We start from the raw sequence: 20019 nt of genomic DNA on the forward strand, positions 1-20019 counted from the left end.
AACGAGCCTGGTGAGCCAGGCGTTACGGGAGACGTCCTCTGGGCGCGCTCGTTTTTCCGCTCCCGATAATTTCTACAAGCGAGGAGGACCGCCATGGGCGTGACCAATCGGTTGGCCTGTTACTCCGACCCCGCCGACCACTATTCCCACCGAGTGCGTATCGTACTTGCAGAGAAGGGTGTCAGCGCCGAGATCATTTATGTGGAGGCTGGTCGTCAGCCGCCTAAACTGATTGAGGTGAACCCTTACGGCAGCCTGCCCACTCTGGTCGATCGTGACCTGGCCTTGTGGGAGTCGACCGTGGTGATGGAATACCTGGATGAGCGTTACCCGCACCCGCCACTGCTGCCGGTCTATCCAGTAGCGCGTGCCAATAGCCGTCTGCTGATTCATCGAATCCAGCGTGACTGGTGTGGTCTGGTGGATCTGATTCTCGATTCGCGATCCAAGGAGGCTGCCCGTGTCGTCGCTCGAAAAGAGCTGCGTGAGAGCCTGACAGGTGTTTCGCAGTTATTCGCGGACAAGCCGTTTTTCCTCAGTGAGGAACAAAGCCTCGTGGATTGCTGCCTATTACCCATACTCTGGCGCTTGCCGATCATGGGTATTGAACTGCCGCGGCCTGCCAAGCCGCTGCTTGATTACATGGAGCGCTCTTTTGCACGTGAGGCTTTCCAGGCGAGTCTGTCTGGTGTCGAACGCGATATGCGCTAAGGCTTAAGGAGCCGCTATGAACTCCAGTCGACCTTATCTGGTCCGCGCGCTCTACGAGTGGATTGTGGATAACGATTGCACCCCGCACATGCTGGTCAATTCCGAGTACCCGTCGGTGCAGGTGCCGCAAGGTTTTGCCAGTGACGGACAGATTGTCCTGAACGTATCGCCAGCCGCCGTGCGTCATTTGCACATGGACAACGAGGCGGTCAGCTTCGAAGGACGCTTTGGCGGTGTGCCGCATACCTTGTACGTGCCTATTGCTTCGATCCTGGGCATTTACGCTCGAGAGAATGGCCAAGGCATGGTCTTCGATCTGGAGTCGCCTATGGACGGCGAGGATGAGATTGAGCCGGATGATGATATTCCGCCACCCGATAGCGAGCCGCCGCGTCCCAGCGGTCGACCCAGTTTGAAGGTGGTGAAGTAATAAAAAAGGCGATCCGAATGGATCGCCTTTTTTATTACTTCACCACCTTCAAACGTAGGAGCTGTCGAGTGAAACGAGGCTGCGATCTTTTGATCCATTTTTCGACAATGATCAAAAGATCGCAGCTTCGCTTCGCTCACAGCTCCTACGGTTCAGGGGCGATGGTGGATAGATGCCATCATCGTTATCAATCGATGTACTCAAACAACTTCACAATTTTCTGCACCCCGGAAACGCCTTGCACCAGATTGGTCGCCTGAGCGGCTTCCTGTTTGGTCAGCAAACCGAGCAGATAAACAATGCCATTCTCGGTGATGACCTTGATGCGCGAGCCTGGGATGCTTGGGTCAGTGAGCATTTGCGTCTTGATCTTGGACGTCAACCAGGTGTCATTCTGGCGGGCCAGAAAACCGGAGGGCGGCAACACTTGCAGCTCATTATGGACCTTCTTCACCCGTTGCACCGAGGCCGCAGCCTGCTCGGCCTTGGCTTTGAGGTCTGCACGGGGTGTCTGCCCGGCCAGCAGCACCACGCCATTGAAGCTGGTGACGACGATGTGCGAATCGTTATCCAGGGCTGGATCAGCTTTTGCGATGTTCACGCCGGCTTTGGTTTCGATCAGCGAATCATCGATTTTGCTGCCGAAAGTGCGCGTGCCACGGTCGTCATCAATCGGCGCTTCGCGGCTGGCGTTAACCACCGAGGTGCAGCCGCTGATGCCGAGGCATAGGGTCAAGGCCATCAGGCCTAGGCGATTAGGGGTCATTCTTCACTCCCGAACAATTGGCTGTCGATCAAATCGCAAAGGCAATGGATCGCCAGCAGGTGGACTTCCTGAATACGTGCAGTGACGTTGGCCGGGACGCGAATCTCTACGTCCTCGGGCAACAGCAGGGAAGCCATGCCGCCACCGTCGCGTCCCGTCATTGCTACGACAATCATTTCGCGATCATGTGCGGCCTGGATCGCTTGAATTATGTTCGCCGAGTTGCCGCTGGTGGAAATCGCCAGCAACACATCACCCGGTTGGCCGAGTGCGCGGATCTGCTTGGAGAAAATTTCGTTATAGCTGTAATCGTTGGCGATCGAGGTGATCGTCGAGCTGTCGGTGGTCAGCGCAATCGCCGGCAGGCTCGGGCGTTCGCGCTCAAAGCGGTTGAGCAGCTCGGAGGAAAAATGCTGGGCATCGCCGGCTGAACCGCCGTTGCCGCAGGACAGCATCTTGCCCTCATTGAGCAGGGCGTTGACCATGACCTGGCTGGCTTGCTCGATGTGCGGTGCAAGTACTTCCATCGCCTGTTGCTTGGTGTCGATACTGGCCTGAAAAAGCTGGCGAATTCGCGATTGCATGTCCATCTGTGTGACCTTAATTAGCGCGGCTACCTGGCACATGAATGTGCAGCCCGCAAAGCAAAGAGCAAAAGTGCAGGGTGAAAGTGCGCGGTTCGGAGCGCGGGCGATCAGCTGTCGAATGCATTCTGCAGCCAGTTCAACTGATCGAGGCTGCTGTCGATGGCAACCACGTCGAAACGGCAAGGGGAGTTGGCCCAACGCGATTCGCGCTGAAGAAAATACTGCGCGGCAAAAATAAGTTTTTGCCGTTTGCGCGCATCAACGCTATCGAGCGCGCCACCCCATTGAGTGTTTTTTCTGTAGCGGACTTCGACGAATACTACTGTATCGCCATCAAGCATGACCAGATCAAGCTCGCCGCGTTTGCACAACCAGTTCTGCGCCAGCAGGCGCAGACCCTGTTGTTGCAGATGCTCGAGCGCATGGCGCTCGGCATTCTTACCGCTTTGCTGGCGTGACCGGTCGGGCATTAGCGTGGGGTATCCGGCAGGCGTTGAACCTGACCATTAACGAACTGCGCCCATGGCAACTGGCGAACCACTCGTTGTGTCTGGGTCATGCCGAGGCTGCCCGATTGCCCTTCGATGCGGCTGTCCGGCAGGGTTTTCAATTGCCCCAGGCGTGGCGCCAGGCGGTAGGCATCAACACCCATGGCATACAAGCGTCCCAGGCTGCCGGCAGCTTGCGGCCATTGAGCAGTGACCTGCTGGCGCAACGGATCGGTGGAATCAAGCAACCACGGCGTTTCGCAGAAGCGCACGCCATTCATGTCATTGTACTGATTCTGGTCTCCGCTGGCGCTGAACACATGGGATGTGGCGTAAACCGGCACGTCACCCGCGTATTGGAAATTCAGCGTCGGTTTGATCTGCTGAGCCTGTTGCGGAGTTGCAGCGAGGAAAATGAACTCGATGTCCTGGCGACGCGACGGTTGCGCGGCGACCTGAGAACCGACAGTGCTTTGCAGGCTCTTGGCGCGACCTTCGCTCTGGCGCAGCTGGAACATGTCGGCAATCTGCTGGGCCAGTTGCACCGGCTGATCGACACGCTCGGTGGCAACGATGCTGCCACCGTTGGCTTGCCAGTCCTGGCTGAACGCTTTCATCACGCGATCGCCCCATTCACCCTTGGGCACCATGATTGCGGCGCGATGCAAGCCATCGGCGCGAGCGCGGCGGGACACTTCGCGGGCTTCGTCTTCAGCGGCCAGACCAAACTGGAACAGCTGCGCCGGGCCTTGCTCGCCTTCGCTGTAGTTGAGCGCCAGGGTGGTGATCGGCAATTGCGGGCGAGCGCTGAGCTGTTTGACCAGCGGCTTTTCCAGCGGACCGACGACCATTTGCACGCCGTCCGCCTGAGCCTTGCGATAGAACTCGTCCAGTGAAGTCAGGCGCGAGCTGTCGTAGAACTCAATGGCTGGCGGCTTCTGCCCAGCTTGCTGAGCCTGATAGTGCGCCGCCATGAAGCCTTCGCGTAGAGCGCGACCGACCGAAGCCAACGGACCTTCTTGCGGCAACAGCAGCGCAATCTTGGTCAGCGGCTGGCTGGCGAGTTCTTTGAGTTGGGTCAGAGGCAGAGGCAACTGGGCTGCAGCCGGGTGTTTAGGGTTCTGAGCGCGCCACGCGTCAATCGCTGCTTGCTGCTGCTCAAGCGTGCCCGCGGTTTTCACCGCCAGCGCCAGGCTCATCCAGCCGCCGAGGTCATCGCTGGTGGTCGGCTGCAGTTGATCGGCCGGCAGCGAAGCGATCAGGGTCCAGATCGCCTCGTGGTTCTTGCCAGCAGCTTCGCCTTCCAGCATCGGCGCGATAAAGATGCGCTCCTTCGCGGCAGCCAGTGTCTGGCCGTCTGCTTCGAGTGCGCGGGCGCGGACGGTGGCGGTGCGAACCTGTTGCTCGACCGACAATTGCGACAGGTGTTGCAGGCTCGGATGCGTCAATGCAGTCAGCGCTGCTTTCGGCTGATTGCGCGCCATGGCGAGCTCCGCCGCCAGCGTACTGGCGAACACCTGCGGGCCGGGCTTGAGCTGCTCGACGGGCACCTGCTGGAGGATTTGCGCCGACTGGCCAGCGTCGCCTTGGCGGAAGGCCAGGTCTGCCGCGCTCAGGCGCAACAGCGCGGCCTGCTCCGGCGTCTTGGCCTTGGTCGCCTGATCGAGCAACTGCTCGATGCTGGCATCCGGGGTCCGTGGGAGTTCGCCAAGGCTGGAGGAGGGCGAGCTGGCGCAAGCCGCCAGCAAGGCAGCGAGGCAGAGGGCAGTGAACAGCCGCAGGCAAGCGATCATGTAGTGTTCCCGATACTCGATCAAATTAGCGTGGAATTGTACCCAAGCACTGGCCGGGGCGCGATGTTAGTGGCGTGAATCGATCAATTTAGCTCGTGCAAATGTTGCAGCGCCGCATGAAAGGCTGAAAAGACGAGGCTTGCTTGCAGGTATCGCGATAGCCGCGACGCGCTACAATGTCGGCTTTTACCGATCATGAGGTGTGCGCTTTGACTGCTCCAGGTGCTGTGAATTCCGCTGCTGGCTCGCTTTATGTGGTGGCGACGCCCATCGGCAACCTGGACGACATCAGTGCGCGCGCGCTGAAAATCCTGCGTGACGTCGCATTGATCGCCGCCGAAGACACGCGCCATTCCCAGCGCCTGATGCAACATTTCGGGATTCCCACGCCGCTCGCCGCCTGTCATGAGCACAATGAGCGGGACGAAGGTAGTCGCTTTATTACGCGTCTGCTTGCCGGCGATGACGTCGCGCTGATATCCGATGCCGGCACCCCGCTGATTTCCGATCCGGGCTATCACTTGGTCCGACAGGCGCGCGCTGCGGGCATCAACGTCGTCCCGGTACCGGGCGCCTGTGCATTGATTGCGGCGTTGTCTGCCGCTGGTCTGCCGTCGGATCGATTTATCTTCGAAGGCTTTCTGCCGGCCAAGGCTGTAGGGCGCCGTGCGCGTCTGGAGCTGGTCAGGGAGGAGCCGCGCACGCTGATTTTCTACGAGGCGCCGCACCGAATTCTGGAGTGTTTGCAGGATATGGAGCTGGTGTTCGGTCCGCAGCGTCCGGCGTTGCTGGCTCGTGAGCTGACCAAAACCTTTGAAACGCTGAAAGGCTTGCCACTGGCGCAATTGCGCGAGTTTGTCGAATCGGACAGTAATCAGCAGCGCGGCGAGTGCGTGGTGCTGGTGGCGGGCTGGTCGCAGCCGGAAACTGAAGACGCTGTCAGTAGCGAAGCCATGCGCATTCTTGATCTTTTGCTTGAGGAAATGCCGCTCAAACGCGCGGCTGCACTGGCGGCACAAATTACCGGTGAGCGTAAGAATGTTCTTTATCAGGTTGCGCTGGATAAACAGAAGGGCGAGTGAAATCCCGACATGCCGCCATGGCGGGTGGCGTTTAGCGCTTGTTCTTCGGGCGCTCTGCCGTTAACCTTCGCGGCGGAGAGTCGATCGGACAGTCGCTGCCCTCTATGAAAATTAGGGGGGGGAGGAAAGTCCGGGCTCCATAGGGCGAAGTGCCAGGTAATGCCTGGGGGGCGTGAGCCTACGGAAAGTGCCACAGAAAATAACCGCCTAAGCGCTTCGGCGCCGGTAAGGGTGAAAAGGTGCGGTAAGAGCGCACCGCACGACTGGCAACAGTTCGTGGCTAGGTAAACCCCACTTGGAGCAAGACCAAATAGGGTCCCAAGGCGTGGCCCGCGCTGGGACCGGGTAGGTTGCTAAAGATGTCCAGTGATGGCCATCGTAGACGAATGACTGTTCAAGACAGAACCCGGCTTACAGATCGACTCTCCACCTTTTTCCTCTCTGCTTCAATCACTTGCAACGATGTGTGTAATGGCTATTTCCCTCCCTGCTAAATCACTAGCAGAAGCGCATTTGTAATACCGAAAAAATCTTACTCTTCACAAACTACTTTAACTTCTGTGTACAGCTTGCTGTGCTAATTCAGGTTATCCCTCCGATTTGCTCCTCAGAATGTCGTCACCTCTCCTGAAACGCTTCTAAATCACAGTTCTATAAGGCTTTTCCTTCTATCCGCGCCTTGACGGTGCGGTAGCCGCATTCCTATAGTGTGCGCAAGTGGCGGAAAGTGGCATGAAGTGGGTTTTTTGAACGTAAAACGCTAATATTTGGAGAAACGCTGACGTGTTTCGCGGAGCCAACGCAATCAGTCTCGATGCAAAGGGCCGTCTCGCTATGCCGAGCCGGTACCGTGACGAGCTCGTTTCGCGGAGTTCCGGGCAATTGATCGTGACGATCGATGCCGTTGATCCATGTTTGTGTGTTTACCCCCTCGATGAGTGGGAAATCATCGAAACCAAGCTGCGCGCACTGCCTTCGCTTCGTGAAGAGAACCGTCGTCTGCAACGTTTATTGATTGGTAATGCCGTCGACCTCGAACTCGATGGCAGTGGTCGTTTTCTGGTTCCACCGCGTCTGCGCGAATACGCCAGGCTGGATAAGCGAGCGATGCTGGTCGGCCAATTGAACAAGTTCCAACTGTGGGACGAAGATGCCTGGGATGCGGTTTCTGCCGCTGATCTGGCTGCCATACAACAACCGGGCGCCATGCCTGATGAACTGCGTGATTTGATCCTGTGACTATTGATAGCGGCTTTAACCACATCACCGTACTGCTTGACGAAGCCGTCCAGGCTCTCGCCGTACGTTCTGATGGCTGCTATCTGGACGGCACGTTCGGGCGCGGCGGACACAGCCGGCTCATCCTCAGTCAACTGGGTCCTGATGGTCGGTTGCTCGGATTCGACAAGGATCCTCAAGCGATTGCCACCGGGCAAACGCTAGCGGCCGAAGACGGCCGCTTTGTCGTTGTGCAGCGCAGCTTTGCCGAGTTGGGTTCGGAAGTGGCCGAGCGCGGTCTCGCGGGCAAGGTCAGCGGTATTTTGCTGGATCTCGGCGTATCGTCGCCGCAGCTCGATGATCCTGAGCGTGGCTTCAGTTTTCTCAACGACGGCCCGCTGGATATGCGTATGGACCCGTCCCGGGGCATCAGCGCTGCCGAATTCGTGAACACCGCACCGGTAGAAGAAATCGCCCGCGTATTCAAGGAGTACGGCGAAGAACGTTTCTCCGGGCGCATGGCCCGTGCCGTGGCCGAACGTCGCGATATCAAGCCGTTCGCGCGTACTGGCGACCTGGCCGAAGTGCTGAAAGTCGCCAACCCTGCGTGGGAAAAGGGCAAGAACCCGGCCACTCGTGCGTTCCAGGGCCTGCGCATTCATGTCAACAATGAACTGGGAGATCTGGAGGCCGGGCTCGAAGCCGCGCTGGATTGCCTGGAAATCGGCGGCCGTCTGGTGGTCATCAGCTTCCACTCGCTCGAAGACCGCATCGTCAAACTGTTCATGCGCAAGCTGGTGAAAGGTGAAGCCGACAACCTGCCGCGCAATCTGCCGGTGCGTCACGTCGCCTTCGAACCGAAAATAAAAGTTCACGGTAAAGCGCAGTCCGCCTCCGAGGCCGAACTCAAAGCCAACCCTCGTTCCCGTAGCGCCGTCATGCGCGTCGCGGAGAAGTTGCGGTGAGCAAGTTGTTCGCCAAACCACTTCCAGGCGGAAGCTTTTTCATGCTGCTGTTGTTCGTCGGCGTGCTGATTTCGGCGATCGGCGTGGCCTACAGCGCGCACTGGAATCGTCAGCTGTTGAACTCGCTGTACAGTGAATTGAGCGTGCGCGACAAAGCGCAGGCGGAGTGGGGCCGGTTGATCCTCGAACAGAGCACCTGGACTGCGCACAGCCGCATCGAAGTGCTGGCCACCGAGCAGTTGAAGATGCGCATTCCCGGCGCTGCTGAAGTGCAGATGGTGGCACCATGATGAAACTCGAAGGCGCGCTGTTCCCATGGCGGTTTCGCCTGGTGGTGGGTTTGCTCGGCGTCATGGTCGCGGCGATCTGCTGGCGGATCATTGATCTGCAAGTGGTCGACCGCGCGTTCCTCAAAGGCCAGGGCGATGCGCGCAGCGTGCGTCACATTCCGATTCCGGCTCACCGTGGTCTCATCACTGACCGTAACGGTGAGCCGTTGGCCGTGAGTACCCCGGTCACCACCCTGTGGGCCAACGCCAAGGAAATGCAGCAGGCCAAAGAGAAGTGGCCAGCACTCGCGGCAGCGCTGGGCCAGGATCCTAAAGCCCTGTCCGAGCGACTGCTGGCGCAGGCTAACAAGGAATTCATTTACCTGGTGCGCGGGCTTACTCCCGAGCAGGGTCAATCGGTGCTCGACCTTAAGGTGCCAGGCGTTTACGGCATTGAAGAATTTCGGCGTTTTTACCCGGCAGGTGAAGTGACCGCGCACATGGTCGGCTTTACCGATATCGACGATCACGGTCGCGAAGGCGTCGAGTTGGCCTACGACGAATGGCTCGCTGGCGTGCCTGGCAAGCGTCAGGTCATCAAGGATCGGCGCGGTCGACTCATTAAAGATGTGCAGGTCACCAAAAATGCCAAGGCCGGTAAGACCTTGGCATTGTCGATTGACCTGCGCCTGCAATACCTGGCGAACCGCGAACTGCGAAACGCGATCATCGAGAACGGAGCCAAGGCCGGCAGCCTGGTCATTATGGACGTCAAGACCGGCGAGATCCTCGCCATGGTCAACCAGCCGACCTACAACCCGAACAACCGCCGGAACCTGCAGCCGGCGATGATGCGTAACCGCGCGATGATCGACGTGTTCGAGCCGGGCTCCACGATGAAAGCGATCTCCATGAGTGCCGCAATCGAAACCGGCCGCTGGAAACCTACCGATACTGTGGACGTTTACCCGGGTACTTTGCAGATCGGCAAATACACCATCAAGGACGTGTCGAAAAGTGAAGGGCCGGTGCTCGATCTGACCGGCATCCTGATCAATTCCAGTAACGTCGGCATGAGTAAGGTCGCTTTCGATATCGGTGGTGAAACCATTTTCCGCCTGGCACAGAAAGTCGGTCTCGGCCAGGACACTGGTCTCGGTTTCCCGGGGGAGCGTGTCGGCAACCTGCCGAACTACCGCGAGTGGCGCAAGGCTGAAACGGCCACGCTGTCTTACGGCTACGGTATTTCCGTGACCGCGATCCAGCTGGTTCATGCGTTCTCGGCGTTGGCCAACAACGGGCGCCTCGCACCGTTGACGTTGATCAAAACCGACAAGGTTCCGCAATCCACTGAAGTGCTGCCTGAAGCCGTGGCCAAGACGATGCAGACCATGCTGCAGCAAGTGATCGAAGCGCCGCGCGGTGTGTTCCGCGCGCAGGTACCGGCCTATCACGTCGGCGGCAAGTCGGGTACCGCGCGTAAAACGTCGGTCGGCACCAAAGGCTATGCCGAGAATTCCTACCGTTCGCTGTTCGCCGGGTTCGGCCCGATGAGCGATCCGCGCTACGCCATCGTGGTGGTAATCGATGAGCCAACCAAGGCTGGTTACTACGGCGGTCTGGTTTCCGCGCCGGTATTTAGCAAAGTGATGTCCGGGACCTTGCGCCTGATGAACATCACGCCGGACAACCTGCCGCCTGTTCAGCAGGCGAACGCAGCGCCGGTCGTTCCACTGAAAGCCAATGGAGGGCGCGGCTGATGTCTCTGAGTCTGAACAAGATTTTCGCCCACGCCGGCCGCGATCTGTTGATCCGCGAGTTGACGCTGGACAGTCGCAACGTGCGCGCGGGTGACCTGTTTCTCGCCGTCCCTGGCGGCAAGTTCGACGGGCGTGCGCACATCGTCGATGCCTTGCAACGCGGTGCTGCTGCTGTGGCTTATGAAGTCGAAGGCGCGACCGTGCTGCCGATCACCGACGTGCCGTTGATTCCTGTGAAGGGCTTGGCCGCGCAACTTTCCGATATTGCCGGACGCTTCTACGGTGACCCGAGTCGCCATCTGAATCTGGTCGGCGTGACCGGCACCAACGGCAAAACCAGCGTGACGCAACTTGTTGCGCAAGCGCTGGATTTGCTCGGCCAGCATTGCGGTATTGTTGGCACGCTGGGTACCGGTTTCTACGGTGCGCTGGAGAGCGGGCTGCACACCACGCCCAACCCGATCGCCGTGCAGGCGACCCTTGCTGACTTGAAAAAGGCCGGTGCCAAAGCCGTGGCGATGGAAGTGTCCTCCCATGGTCTGGATCAGGGGCGTGTCACGGCGCTGGCTTTTGATGTGGCGGTGATGACCAATCTGTCCCGCGATCACCTCGATTACCACGGCACCATGCAAGCGTATGGTGATGCCAAGGCCAAGCTGTTTGCCTGGAATGATTTGAAATGCCGCGTGGTCAACCTCGACGACGCGTTCGGCCGGCAGTTGGCGGCCGACAAAGGTGAGTCGCGCCTGATCACTTACAGCCTTGAAGACAGCGGCGCCTACCTCTATTGCCGCGACGCGCAGTTCGATGACGAAGGCGTGCGCGCCACGCTGGTCACGCCACAGGGTCAACACCATTTACGCAGTACTTTGCTCGGTCGTTTCAACCTGAGCAACGTGCTGGCGGCGATTGGCGCCTTGCTCGGTCTGGATTATGCGCTGGACGAAATACTCAAGGTGTTACCAAAACTCGAAGGCCCGGCCGGTCGCATGCAGCGTCTCGGCGGCGGCACTCAGCCTTTGGTGGTGGTCGATTACGCCCACACCCCGGATGCCCTGGAAAAAGTCCTGACCGCTCTGCGCCCTCACGCCAAGGGCCGTTTGCTGTGCTTGTTCGGTTGCGGCGGTGATCGCGATCGTGGCAAGCGTCCGCTGATGGCTGAAGTGGTCGAGCGTTTGGCCGACGGTGTCCTGGTGACCGACGACAACCCGCGTACCGAAGATCCGGCGGTTATCTTCGATGACATCCGCGCCGGCTTCAGCGCTGTGGATAAGGTCGATTTCGTCGCTGGCCGCGGGGCAGCGATTGCCAGGCTGATTGCCAGCGCTTCGGCCGATGACGTCGTTGTTCTGGCCGGCAAAGGTCATGAGGACTATCAGGAAATCAATGGCCAGCGGCATGCCTTTTCCGATCTGGTCGAGGCCGATCAAGCCTTGACCGCATGGGAGGTGGCCAATGCTTAAGCCCTTGCAGCTGAGCGAACTGACCGGCGCATTGAATGCTCGCCTCATCGCAACTGACGCTACGTTCGATGGCGTCAGCATCGACAGTCGTGCGATCAAGTCTGGCCAGCTCTTCATAGCGTTGACCGGTCCACGTTTCGACGGCCATGACTATCTGAGCGACGTGGCGAGTAAAGGCGCCGTTGCGGCGCTGGTCGAGCGTGAAGTCGCCGACAGCACGCTGCCACAACTATTGGTCAAGGATACCCGTCTGGCTCTGGGCCAGTTGGGTGCCATGAATCGATCGGCCTTCACCAGCCCCGTTGCGGCGATCACTGGTTCCAGTGGCAAGACCACGGTCAAGGAAATGCTCGCAAGCATTCTGCGCACGCGTGGGCCGGTGCTGGCCACTCGTGGCAACCTGAACAACGACCTCGGCGTACCGCTGACCTTGCTCGAACTGGCGCCGGAACACACTGCCGCCGTGATCGAACTCGGTGCATCGCGCCTCGGTGAGATTGCCTACACCGTGGCCATGACCAAGCCGCACGTGGCCGTGCTCAACAATGCCGGGACTGCCCATGTCGGCGAATTCGGCGGTCCGGACAAAATCGTTGAAGCCAAGGGCGAGATCATTGAAGGGCTGGCGGCCGATGGCGTCGCCGTGCTCAATCTTGACGACAAGGCATTCGACATCTGGAAGACCCGCGCAGCCGGTCGCCAAGTGCTGACGTTTGCCCTGAGCAATGTCAGCGCCGACTTTTACGCTAGTGATCTGGACCGCGATGCACGCGGTTGCCCGGCGTTCAACCTGCACACTCCCGAAGGTGTGGAGCGCGTTCAATTGAACCTGCTCGGCACTCATAACGTCGCCAACGCCATGGCCGCCGCCGCGGCCGCTCATGCACTGGGTGTGTCGCTGTTCGGCATCGCCACCGGGCTGGGCGCGGTGCAGCCGGTCAAGGGGCGCACTGTCGCGCAACTGGCCAGCAATGGCGCGCGCGTGATCGATGACACTTACAATGCCAACCCGACGTCCATGTGCGCCGCGGTTGATATCCTCGCCGGTTTTGCCGGCCGCACCGTCCTGGTGCTCGGCGATATCGGCGAGTTGGGCGAGTGGGCCGAGCAGGGCCACCGCGACGTCGGCGAATACGCCCGTGGCAAGGTTAGCGCGCTGTATGCCGTCGGGCCAATGATGGTCCACGCCGTCAACGCTTTCGGTGAACAGGCTCGCCACTTTGCCACTCAGGCTGAACTGATAAACGCCCTGGCAGCCGAGCAAGACACTAACACCACCATTTTGATCAAGGGCTCGCGCAGCGCGGCGATGGAAAACGTCGTCGCCGCATTGTGCGGGTCCAGTCTGGAGAAACATTAATGCTGCTGCTGCTAGCGGAGTATCTGCAACAGTTCCACAAAGGCTTCGCGGTCTTTCAGTACCTGACCCTGCGCGGGATTCTCGGTGTGCTGACCGCGCTGGTGCTGTCGCTGTGCTATGGCCCGTGGATGATCCGCACCCTGCAGAACCGTCAGATCGGCCAGTCCGTTCGTAACGATGGTCCGCAATCGCACCTGTCCAAATCGGGCACGCCGACCATGGGCGGCGCGCTGATCCTGTCATCCATCGGCGTCAGCACCTTGCTGTGGGCCGACCTGAGCAACCGTTACGTCTGGACCGTGTTGCTGGTGACTTTGCTGTTTGGCGCCATCGGCTGGGTCGATGACTATCGCAAGGTCATCGAAAAGAACTCCCGTGGCCTTCCGAGCCGCTGGAAGTATTTCTGGCAATCGGTGTTTGGTCTGGGTGCAGCGATCTTCCTTTATATGACGGCCCCTTCAGCGGTGGAAACCACCCTGATCCTGCCGATGCTCAAGGACTACAGCATCCCGTTGGGTGTCGGTTTTGTCGTCCTGACCTACTTCGTGATTGTCGGCTCGAGCAACGCAGTCAACCTGACGGACGGCCTCGACGGTTTGGCGATCATGCCGACCGTGATGGTGGGCGGCGGTCTGGGGATTTTCTGCTACCTGTCCGGCAACGTGAAATTCGCTGAATACTTGCTGATCCCATACGTGCCGGGCGCGGGCGAGCTGATCGTTTTCTGTGGCGCGCTGATCGGCGCCGGCCTTGGCTTCCTCTGGTTCAACACGTACCCGGCGCAAGTCTTCATGGGCGACGTCGGCGCACTGGCCCTTGGCGCAGCGCTCGGCACCATCGCCGTGATCGTCCGTCAGGAAATCGTCCTGTTCATCATGGGCGGCGTGTTCGTGATGGAAACCCTGTCGGTCGTGATCCAGGTGGCTTCCTTCAAGCTGACGGGTCGCCGCGTATTCCGCATGGCACCGATTCATCACCACTTTGAACTCAAGGGCTGGCCCGAGCCGCGCGTGATCGTCCGTTTCTGGATCATCACCGTGATTCTCGTACTGGTTGGCCTTGCCACCCTGAAGCTGAGGTAGAACGAGTGTCTCTGATCGCTTCTGACCACTTCCGCATCGTTGTCGGCCTCGGCAAGAGCGGCATGTCCCTGGTTCGCTTCCTGGCGAACCGGGGCACGTCGTTTGCTGTCGCCGATACGCGGGAAAATCCACCGGAACTGGCCGCGCTCAAGCGTGACTATCCGCACGTGGAAGTGCGTTGTGGCGAGCTGGATGTCGAATTTCTGTGCCGTGCCGACGAGCTCTACGTGAGCCCCGGGCTGGCGCTGGCGACCCCGGCCCTGCAGGCTGCCGCCGCCCGTGGCGTGAAATTGTCCGGCGACATCGACCTGTTTGCGCGTAACGCAAAAGCGCCGATTGTCGCGATCAGCGGATCCAACGCAAAAAGTACCGTTACCACCCTGGTTGGCGAGATGGCTGCCGCGGCCGGCAAGCGTGTGGCTGTCGGCGGCAATCTCGGCGTGCCGGCGCTGGATCTGCTCAGCGACGATGTCGAGTTGTACGTGATGGAACTGTCGAGTTTCCAGCTGGAAACCACTGATCACCTGGGTGCCGAAGTCGCCACCGTGCTCAACATCAGCGAAGACCACATGGACCGCTACAGCGGCCTGCCGGCCTATCACTTGGCCAAGCACCGGATTTTCCGCGGTGCCAGACAGTTCGTGGTCAACCGTCAGGATGCGTTGACGCGTCCACTGATGGGCGAGGGCCAGCCGTGCTGGACCTTCGGCCTGAGCCAACCGGATTTCAAGGCGTTTGGTATCCGTGAAGAAAACGGTGAGAAGTTCCTGGCGTTCGAACTGCAGTGCCTGATGCCGGTCCGTGAGCTGAAGATCCGTGGCGCGCATAACCAGTCCAATGCCCTGGCGGCACTGGCCCTGGGCCATGCGGTCGGCCTGCCATTCGACGCCATGCTCGCCAGCCTGCGCACGTTTGCCGGGCTTGAACATCGCTGCCAATGGGTTCGTGCCCTGGACGGCGTGAGTTACTACAACGATTCCAAGGCGACCAACGTCGGCGCCGCATTGGCAGCCATCGAAGGCCTGGGTGCAGATATCGATGGCAAGGTCGTGTTGATCGCCGGTGGCGACGGCAAGGGCGCCGAATTCAATGATCTGCGGCATCCTGTCGCAGCGAACTGCCGCGCCGTCATCCTGATGGGACGCGACTCCGACAAGATTGCTCAGGCCCTCGGCGACGCCGTGCCGCTGATCCGCGTCGCTTCGCTGCTCGAAGCCGTCGAGCAATGCCGCGCCGCGGCGCAACCGGGCGACGTGGTGCTGTTGTCACCGGCGTGCGCCAGTTTCGACATGTTCAAGAACTACGAAGACCGCGGTTATCAGTTCGTCCGCGCCGTGGAGGACTTGGCATGAGCCTGGCCAATATCATCAAACCGTATCCGTCGCCGCTGATCACCGGGCGCGGTATCGACCTCGATTTCCCGATGCTCGCTGGCTGCCTCGCGCTGCTGGGTCTTGGCCTGGTCATGATCGCGTCGGCCTCCACCGAAGTGGCCGCCGTGCAGTCGGGCAGTGCGCTTTATTACATGATCCGCCACTTGATCTACGTGGTGCTGGGCCTGGGTGCCTGCATCGTCACCATGATGATCCCGATCGCCACCTGGCAGCGCCTCGGCTGGCTGATGCTGATCGGTGCCTTCGGTTTGCTGGTGATGGTGATCATCCCGGGCATCGGGCGTGAAGTGAACGGTTCGATGCGCTGGATCGGTTTCAGCTTCTTCAACGTCCAGCCTTCCGAAATCGCCAAGGTGTTCGTGGTGATTTACCTCGCCGGCTACCTGGTGCGGCGTCAGAAAGAAGTGCGTGAGAGCTGGATGGGTTTCTTCAAGCCGTTCATCGTGCTGCTGCCGATGGCTGGCCTGCTGCTGATGGAACCGGACTTCGGTGCCACCGTGGTGATGATGGGCGCCGCTGCGGCGATGCTGTTCCTCGGAGGGGTCGGGTTGTTCCGCTTCCTGCTGATGGTCGTGCTGGCGGTAGGTGCGGTGGTCTTGCTGATTCAGATGCAGCCGTACCGGATGGCGCGTCTGACCAACTTCGCCGACCCATGGGCCGATCAGTTCGGTGCCGGTTATCAGTTGTCCCAGGCATTGATCGCTTTCGGTCGCGGTGAATGGCTGGGCGTCGGCTTGGGCAACAGCGTGCAGAAGCAGTTCTACCTGCCGGAAGCGCATACCGACTTCGTGTTCTCGGTGCTGGCGGAAGAACTGGGCGCATTGGGTTCGCTGTTGACGGTCGCGTTGTTCACTTTCGTCTGTATTCGCGGCATGTACATCGGCTATTGGGCGGAGAAAGCCAAGCAGTTTTTCGCGGCCTACATCGCCTACGGCTTGTCGTTCCTGTGGATTGGCCAGTTCCTGATCAACATCGGCGTGAACGTCGGCCTGCTGCCGACCAAAGGCCTGACTTTGCCCTTCCTGAGCTATGGCGGTAGCTCCCTGGTCATCTGCTGTGCCTGTCTCGGCCTGTTGCTGCGCATCGAATGGGAGAGTCGAACCCATCTGGGCAGTGAAGAGATGGAGTTCCAAGAGAGTGACTTTGCCGAGGAGCCGACCCATGGGCGCTAACGTGCTGATCATGGCGGGCGGCACCGGCGGCCACGTGTTCCCGGCACTGGCCTGTGCCCGCGAATTCCAGTCCCGCGGTTACACCGTGCACTGGCTCGGTACACCACGCGGCATCGAGAACGACCTGGTGCCAGCGGCTGGCATCGAGCTGCACCGCATCAACGCCAGCGGGTTGCGCGGCAAGGGCAAATTGTCTCTGCTCAAAGCACCGCTGATGTTGCTCAAATCGGTCTGGCAGGCGCGGGCGATCATTCGTCAGCTGCGGCCGGTGTGCGTGGTCGGCTTTGGCGGTTATGTGACCGGTCCTGGCGGCGTGGCAGCGAAACTGGCCGGTGTGCCGGTAATCGTGCACGAACAGAACGCCGTGGCCGGTACCGCCAATCGGTTGCTGGTGCCGTTGGCCGCCCGGGTCTGTGAAGCGTTCCCCGACACCTTTACCCTGTCGAACAGCCGTCGAACCACCGGCAATCCGGTGCGCGCCGAGCTGTTCCTCGAAACACTGCGACCAGCCCTGGCCGGTCGCAAGGCGCGTTTGCTGATCCTGGGCGGAAGCCTCGGCGCAGAACCGTTGAACAAATTGCTGCCTGAAGCCCTGTCGCAGGTCGCCGTCGACCTGCGCCCGGAAGTGTTTCACCAGGCCGGCAGAAACCACGATGAAGTGACTGCGCAGCGCTATCGCGCGGCTGGCGTCGAGGCGCAAGTGCAGCCTTTCATCAAAGACATGGCTCAAGCCTATGGCTGGGCCGACCTGGTGGTGTGCCGCGCAGGCGCGCTGACCATCAGTGAACTGGCTGCCGCCGGTCTGCCCTCGATGCTGGTGCCTTTGCCCCACGCGATCGACGATCACCAGACCCGCAATGCCGATTATTTGGCCCGGGAAGGCGCTGCCTTCCTGATGCCACAAAGAACGACTGGCGCGGCGGATCTTGCCGCACGCCTGACAGAGGTCCTGATGCAACCACAACGACTCACCGAAATGGCGAGCGCGGCTCGCCGCCTGGCCAAACCCGATGCCACCAGTAACGTGGTCGATACCTGCCTGGAGGTGGCCCATGGTTGAGAATCAGAAAGCCATGCCACAACCGGAAATGCGCCGCATCCGTCGCATCCACTTCGTCGGTATCGGCGGCGTAGGCATGTGCGGCATCGCCGAAGTGTTGTTGAACCTGGGCTATGAAGTGTCCGGTTCCGACCTGAAAGCGTCGCCGGTTACCGAGCGTCTTGAATCGTTCGGCGCGACTATCTATATAGGTCACCGCGCCGAGAACGCGGCCACTGCCGATGTGCTGGTCACGTCGAGTGCCGTCAACACCTCCAATCCCGAAGTGGCCACTGCGCTGGAACGCCGTATTCCCGTGGTACCGCGTGCCGAAATGCTGGCCGAGCTGATGCGTTATCGCCACGGCATCGCCGTTGCCGGTACCCACGGCAAAACCACCACCACCAGCCTGATCGCTTCGGTGTTCGCGGCCGGTGGTCTGGATCCGACGTTCGTCATCGGTGGCCGTCTGAACGCTGCGGGCACCAATGCCCAGCTTGGCACCAGCCGTTATCTGATCGCCGAAGCCGACGAAAGCGACGCCAGTTTCCTGCACCTGCAACCGTTGGTGGCCGTGGTCACCAATATCGACGCCGATCACATGGCGACTTACGACGGTGACTTCAACAAGCTGAAGAAAACCTTCGTCGAGTTCCTCCACAACCTGCCTTTCTACGGTTTGGCGGTGGTGTGCCTGGACGATCCGGTCGTTCGCGAAATCCTCCCGCTGGTCAAACGCCCGGCCGTCACTTATGGCTTCGGCGATGACTGCGACGTGCGCGCTATCAATGTGCGCCAGCAAGGCATGCAGACTTTCTTCACCGTGCTGCGGCCTGATCGCGAACCGCTGGATGTCTCGGTCAACATGCCGGGCAACCACAACGTGTTGAACGCGCTCGCGACCATCTGCATCGCCACTGACGAAGGCGTCAGCGATGAAGCCATCGTGCAGGGCCTGTCTGGATTCCAGGGTGTGGGTCGGCGCTTCCAGGTCTACGGCGAACTGCCGGTCGAAGGCGGCAACGTGATGCTGGTCGACGACTACGGTCATCACCCGACCGAGGTCGCCGCAGTCATCCAGGCCGTGCGCGGCGGTTGGCCGGAGCGCCGTCTGGTGATGGTTTACCAGCCGCACCGTTACAGCCGCACCCGCGACCTGTACGACGATTTCGTCAATGTACTGGCCGATGCCAACGTGCTGTTGCTGATGGAGGTCTATCCGGCCGGAGAAGAGCCGATTCCGGGTGCCGACAGCCGCAAGTTGTGCAACAGCATTCGTCAGCGCGGTCAGCTTGACCCGATTTACATCGAGCGCGGTGTCGACCTCGCGCCGCTGGTCAAGCCGCTGCTGCGTGCCGGCGACATTCTTCTGTGCCAGGGCGCCGGCGATATCGGTGGGCTTGCGCCAAAACTGCTGAAAAGTCCGTTGTTTGCCGGCGCTGTTGCCGCGCCAACTGTGGGGAAGCTGAAATGACTGCTGCTTACGCCAACCTGTTCTCCACGATTGCGCCGAAGGACTTCGGCCGCGTCGCCGTGCTGTTCGGCGGCAAAAGTGCTGAACGCGAAGTGTCGCTGAAGTCCGGTAATGCGGTGCTTCAGGCGCTGCAGGGCGCGGGCGTGGATGCGTTCGGCCTGGACGTTGGGGATGACCTGCTGCAGCGTTTGCTCGCGGAAAAAATTGATCGCGCCTTCATCATTTTGCACGGTCGTGGCGGCGAAGACGGCAGCATGCAGGGCCTGCTCGAATGCCTGGGCATTCCGTATACCGGCAGCGGCATCCTCGCGTCGGCACTGGCAATGGACAAGCTGCGCACCAAACAGGTCTGGCACAGCCTCGGCATTCCGACGCCACGGCATGCGGTATTGAGCAGCGAGGCCGATTGTATTTTGGCAGCGACGGAACTGGGCTTCCCGATGATCGTCAAACCCGCCCATGAAGGCTCAAGTATCGGGATGGCCAAAGTGACCTCCACGTCGGAGTTGATCGAGGCGTGGAAAGCGGCCAGTACCTACGATTCGCAAGTGTTGGTCGAGCAATGGATTCAAGGTCCGGAGTTCACCATCGCCACCCTGCGTGACCAGGTGTTGCCTCCGATTGCACTGGGTACGCCGCACACTTTTTACGACTACGACGCCAAGTACGTGGCCTCCGATACGCAGTACCGGATCCCGTGTGGGCTCGACCGTGACAAAGAACAGGAATTGATGGACCTCACGGCGAAAGCCTGTGAGGCGCTGGGTATCGCCGGTTGGGGCAGGGCAGACGTGATGCAGGACGCCGACGGGCAGTTCTGGTTTCTCGAGGTCAACACCGCACCGGGCATGACCGATCACAGCCTGGTGCCGATGGCGGCCCGTGCTGCAGGTCTGGATTTCCAGCAACTGGTACTGGCCATTCTGGCCGCCGGTTTTGCCGCTAACGGCGAGGCGCGAGGGTAAG

General features: G+C 60.2%; 19 protein-coding genes and 1 other RNA gene. 16 read left to right on the top strand and 4 right to left on the bottom strand.

Annotated elements, in window-relative coordinates; translation table 11 throughout:
- Window positions 1-93 precede the first annotated feature (93 nt).
- Together F8N12_RS11775 and F8N12_RS11780 are read left to right on the top strand one after the other, a co-directional pair.
- The gene (locus F8N12_RS11775; protein ID WP_028624531.1) at window positions 94-711 is read left to right on the top strand and encodes a glutathione S-transferase N-terminal domain-containing protein; all 618 of its coding nucleotides are present in this window, start codon (window positions 94-96) and stop codon (window positions 709-711) included.
- 16 nt (window positions 712-727) lie between these two features.
- On the top strand, window positions 728-1141 hold the full coding sequence (locus F8N12_RS11780; protein ID WP_064675964.1) for a ClpXP protease specificity-enhancing factor: 414 nt from the start codon (window positions 728-730) through the stop codon (window positions 1139-1141).
- A 187-nt stretch (window positions 1142-1328) separates the two neighbouring features.
- On the opposite strand, the gene F8N12_RS11785 is transcribed toward F8N12_RS11780, so the two are convergent.
- The 4 genes from F8N12_RS11785 to F8N12_RS11800 form a co-directional block, all read right to left on the bottom strand.
- Window positions 1329-1907 (bottom strand): BON domain-containing protein, encoded by a 579-nt coding sequence (locus tag F8N12_RS11785; RefSeq protein WP_150580589.1) that lies wholly within the window; start codon window positions 1905-1907, stop codon window positions 1329-1331.
- A complete protein-coding gene (locus F8N12_RS11790) occupies window positions 1904-2497 on the bottom strand; it encodes a phosphoheptose isomerase (protein ID WP_028624534.1) in 594 nt (197 codons plus the stop codon). The genes F8N12_RS11785 and F8N12_RS11790 overlap by 4 nt, the downstream gene beginning before the upstream one ends.
- 104 nt (window positions 2498-2601) lie before the next feature.
- Complete coding sequence (locus F8N12_RS11795; RefSeq protein WP_150580590.1) at window positions 2602-2964, bottom strand: YraN family protein; 363 nt, start codon at window positions 2962-2964, stop codon at window positions 2602-2604.
- Complete coding sequence (locus F8N12_RS11800) at window positions 2964-4775, bottom strand: penicillin-binding protein activator (protein ID WP_150580591.1); 1812 nt, start codon at window positions 4773-4775, stop codon at window positions 2964-2966. Before F8N12_RS11800 ends, F8N12_RS11795 begins: the two co-directional genes overlap by 1 nt.
- 176 nt (window positions 4776-4951) lie before the next feature.
- Here F8N12_RS11800 and rsmI point away from each other — a divergent pair, with 176 nt between their 5' ends.
- From rsmI to F8N12_RS11870, 14 genes are all read left to right on the top strand, one after another.
- On the top strand, window positions 4952-5857 hold the full coding sequence (gene rsmI / locus F8N12_RS11805; protein WP_191623153.1) for a 16S rRNA (cytidine(1402)-2'-O)-methyltransferase: 906 nt from the start codon (window positions 4952-4954) through the stop codon (window positions 5855-5857).
- Window positions 5858-5933: 76 nt separating this feature from the next.
- Window positions 5934-6287, top strand: an RNA gene (gene rnpB / locus F8N12_RS11810) — RNase P RNA component class A.
- A 353-nt stretch (window positions 6288-6640) separates the two neighbouring features.
- Window positions 6641-7096: a division/cell wall cluster transcriptional repressor MraZ gene (mraZ, locus tag F8N12_RS11815; RefSeq protein WP_008025967.1), complete on the top strand. Its 456-nt coding sequence runs from the start codon at window positions 6641-6643 to the stop codon at window positions 7094-7096.
- Window positions 7093-8040 carry a 16S rRNA (cytosine(1402)-N(4))-methyltransferase RsmH gene (gene rsmH, locus F8N12_RS11820; protein ID WP_412072146.1) on the top strand — a complete coding sequence of 316 codons (948 nt, stop codon included), beginning with the start codon at window positions 7093-7095 and terminating at the stop codon, window positions 8038-8040. The genes mraZ and rsmH overlap by 4 nt, the downstream gene beginning before the upstream one ends.
- Window positions 8037-8330 carry a cell division protein FtsL gene (gene ftsL / locus F8N12_RS11825; RefSeq protein WP_150580593.1) on the top strand — a complete coding sequence of 98 codons (294 nt, stop codon included), beginning with the start codon at window positions 8037-8039 and terminating at the stop codon, window positions 8328-8330. Before rsmH ends, ftsL begins: the two co-directional genes overlap by 4 nt.
- The gene (locus tag F8N12_RS11830; protein ID WP_191623156.1) at window positions 8330-10069 is read left to right on the top strand and encodes a peptidoglycan D,D-transpeptidase FtsI family protein; all 1740 of its coding nucleotides are present in this window, start codon (window positions 8330-8332) and stop codon (window positions 10067-10069) included. The genes ftsL and F8N12_RS11830 overlap by 1 nt, the downstream gene beginning before the upstream one ends.
- Complete coding sequence (locus F8N12_RS11835) at window positions 10069-11532, top strand: UDP-N-acetylmuramoyl-L-alanyl-D-glutamate--2,6-diaminopimelate ligase (RefSeq protein ID WP_150580595.1); 1464 nt, start codon at window positions 10069-10071, stop codon at window positions 11530-11532. Before F8N12_RS11830 ends, F8N12_RS11835 begins: the two co-directional genes overlap by 1 nt.
- Window positions 11525-12892 (top strand): UDP-N-acetylmuramoyl-tripeptide--D-alanyl-D-alanine ligase, encoded by a 1368-nt coding sequence (locus F8N12_RS11840; RefSeq protein ID WP_150580596.1) that lies wholly within the window; start codon window positions 11525-11527, stop codon window positions 12890-12892. Before F8N12_RS11835 ends, F8N12_RS11840 begins: the two co-directional genes overlap by 8 nt.
- On the top strand, window positions 12892-13974 hold the full coding sequence (gene mraY, locus F8N12_RS11845; RefSeq protein ID WP_028620371.1) for a phospho-N-acetylmuramoyl-pentapeptide-transferase: 1083 nt from the start codon (window positions 12892-12894) through the stop codon (window positions 13972-13974). The genes F8N12_RS11840 and mraY overlap by 1 nt, the downstream gene beginning before the upstream one ends.
- Window positions 13975-13979: 5 nt before the next feature.
- The gene (gene murD / locus F8N12_RS11850; RefSeq protein ID WP_150580597.1) at window positions 13980-15326 is read left to right on the top strand and encodes a UDP-N-acetylmuramoyl-L-alanine--D-glutamate ligase; all 1347 of its coding nucleotides are present in this window, start codon (window positions 13980-13982) and stop codon (window positions 15324-15326) included.
- Window positions 15323-16540, top strand: coding sequence for a putative lipid II flippase FtsW (ftsW, locus tag F8N12_RS11855; RefSeq protein WP_150580598.1), 1218 nt, complete (start codon window positions 15323-15325; stop codon window positions 16538-16540). The genes murD and ftsW overlap by 4 nt, the downstream gene beginning before the upstream one ends.
- Complete coding sequence (gene murG / locus F8N12_RS11860; RefSeq protein WP_150580599.1) at window positions 16530-17600, top strand: undecaprenyldiphospho-muramoylpentapeptide beta-N-acetylglucosaminyltransferase; 1071 nt, start codon at window positions 16530-16532, stop codon at window positions 17598-17600. Before ftsW ends, murG begins: the two co-directional genes overlap by 11 nt.
- Window positions 17593-19053 (top strand): UDP-N-acetylmuramate--L-alanine ligase, encoded by a 1461-nt coding sequence (murC, locus tag F8N12_RS11865; protein ID WP_150580600.1) that lies wholly within the window; start codon window positions 17593-17595, stop codon window positions 19051-19053. The genes murG and murC overlap by 8 nt, the downstream gene beginning before the upstream one ends.
- On the top strand, window positions 19050-20018 hold the full coding sequence (locus tag F8N12_RS11870; RefSeq protein WP_150580601.1) for a D-alanine--D-alanine ligase: 969 nt from the start codon (window positions 19050-19052) through the stop codon (window positions 20016-20018). Before murC ends, F8N12_RS11870 begins: the two co-directional genes overlap by 4 nt.
- Window position 20019: the final 1 nt, after the last annotated feature.

It is taken from the genome of Pseudomonas fluorescens (genome assembly GCF_902497625.1).
In the GTDB taxonomy this organism is placed as follows: domain Bacteria; phylum Pseudomonadota; class Gammaproteobacteria; order Pseudomonadales; family Pseudomonadaceae; genus Aquipseudomonas; species Aquipseudomonas fluorescens_BQ.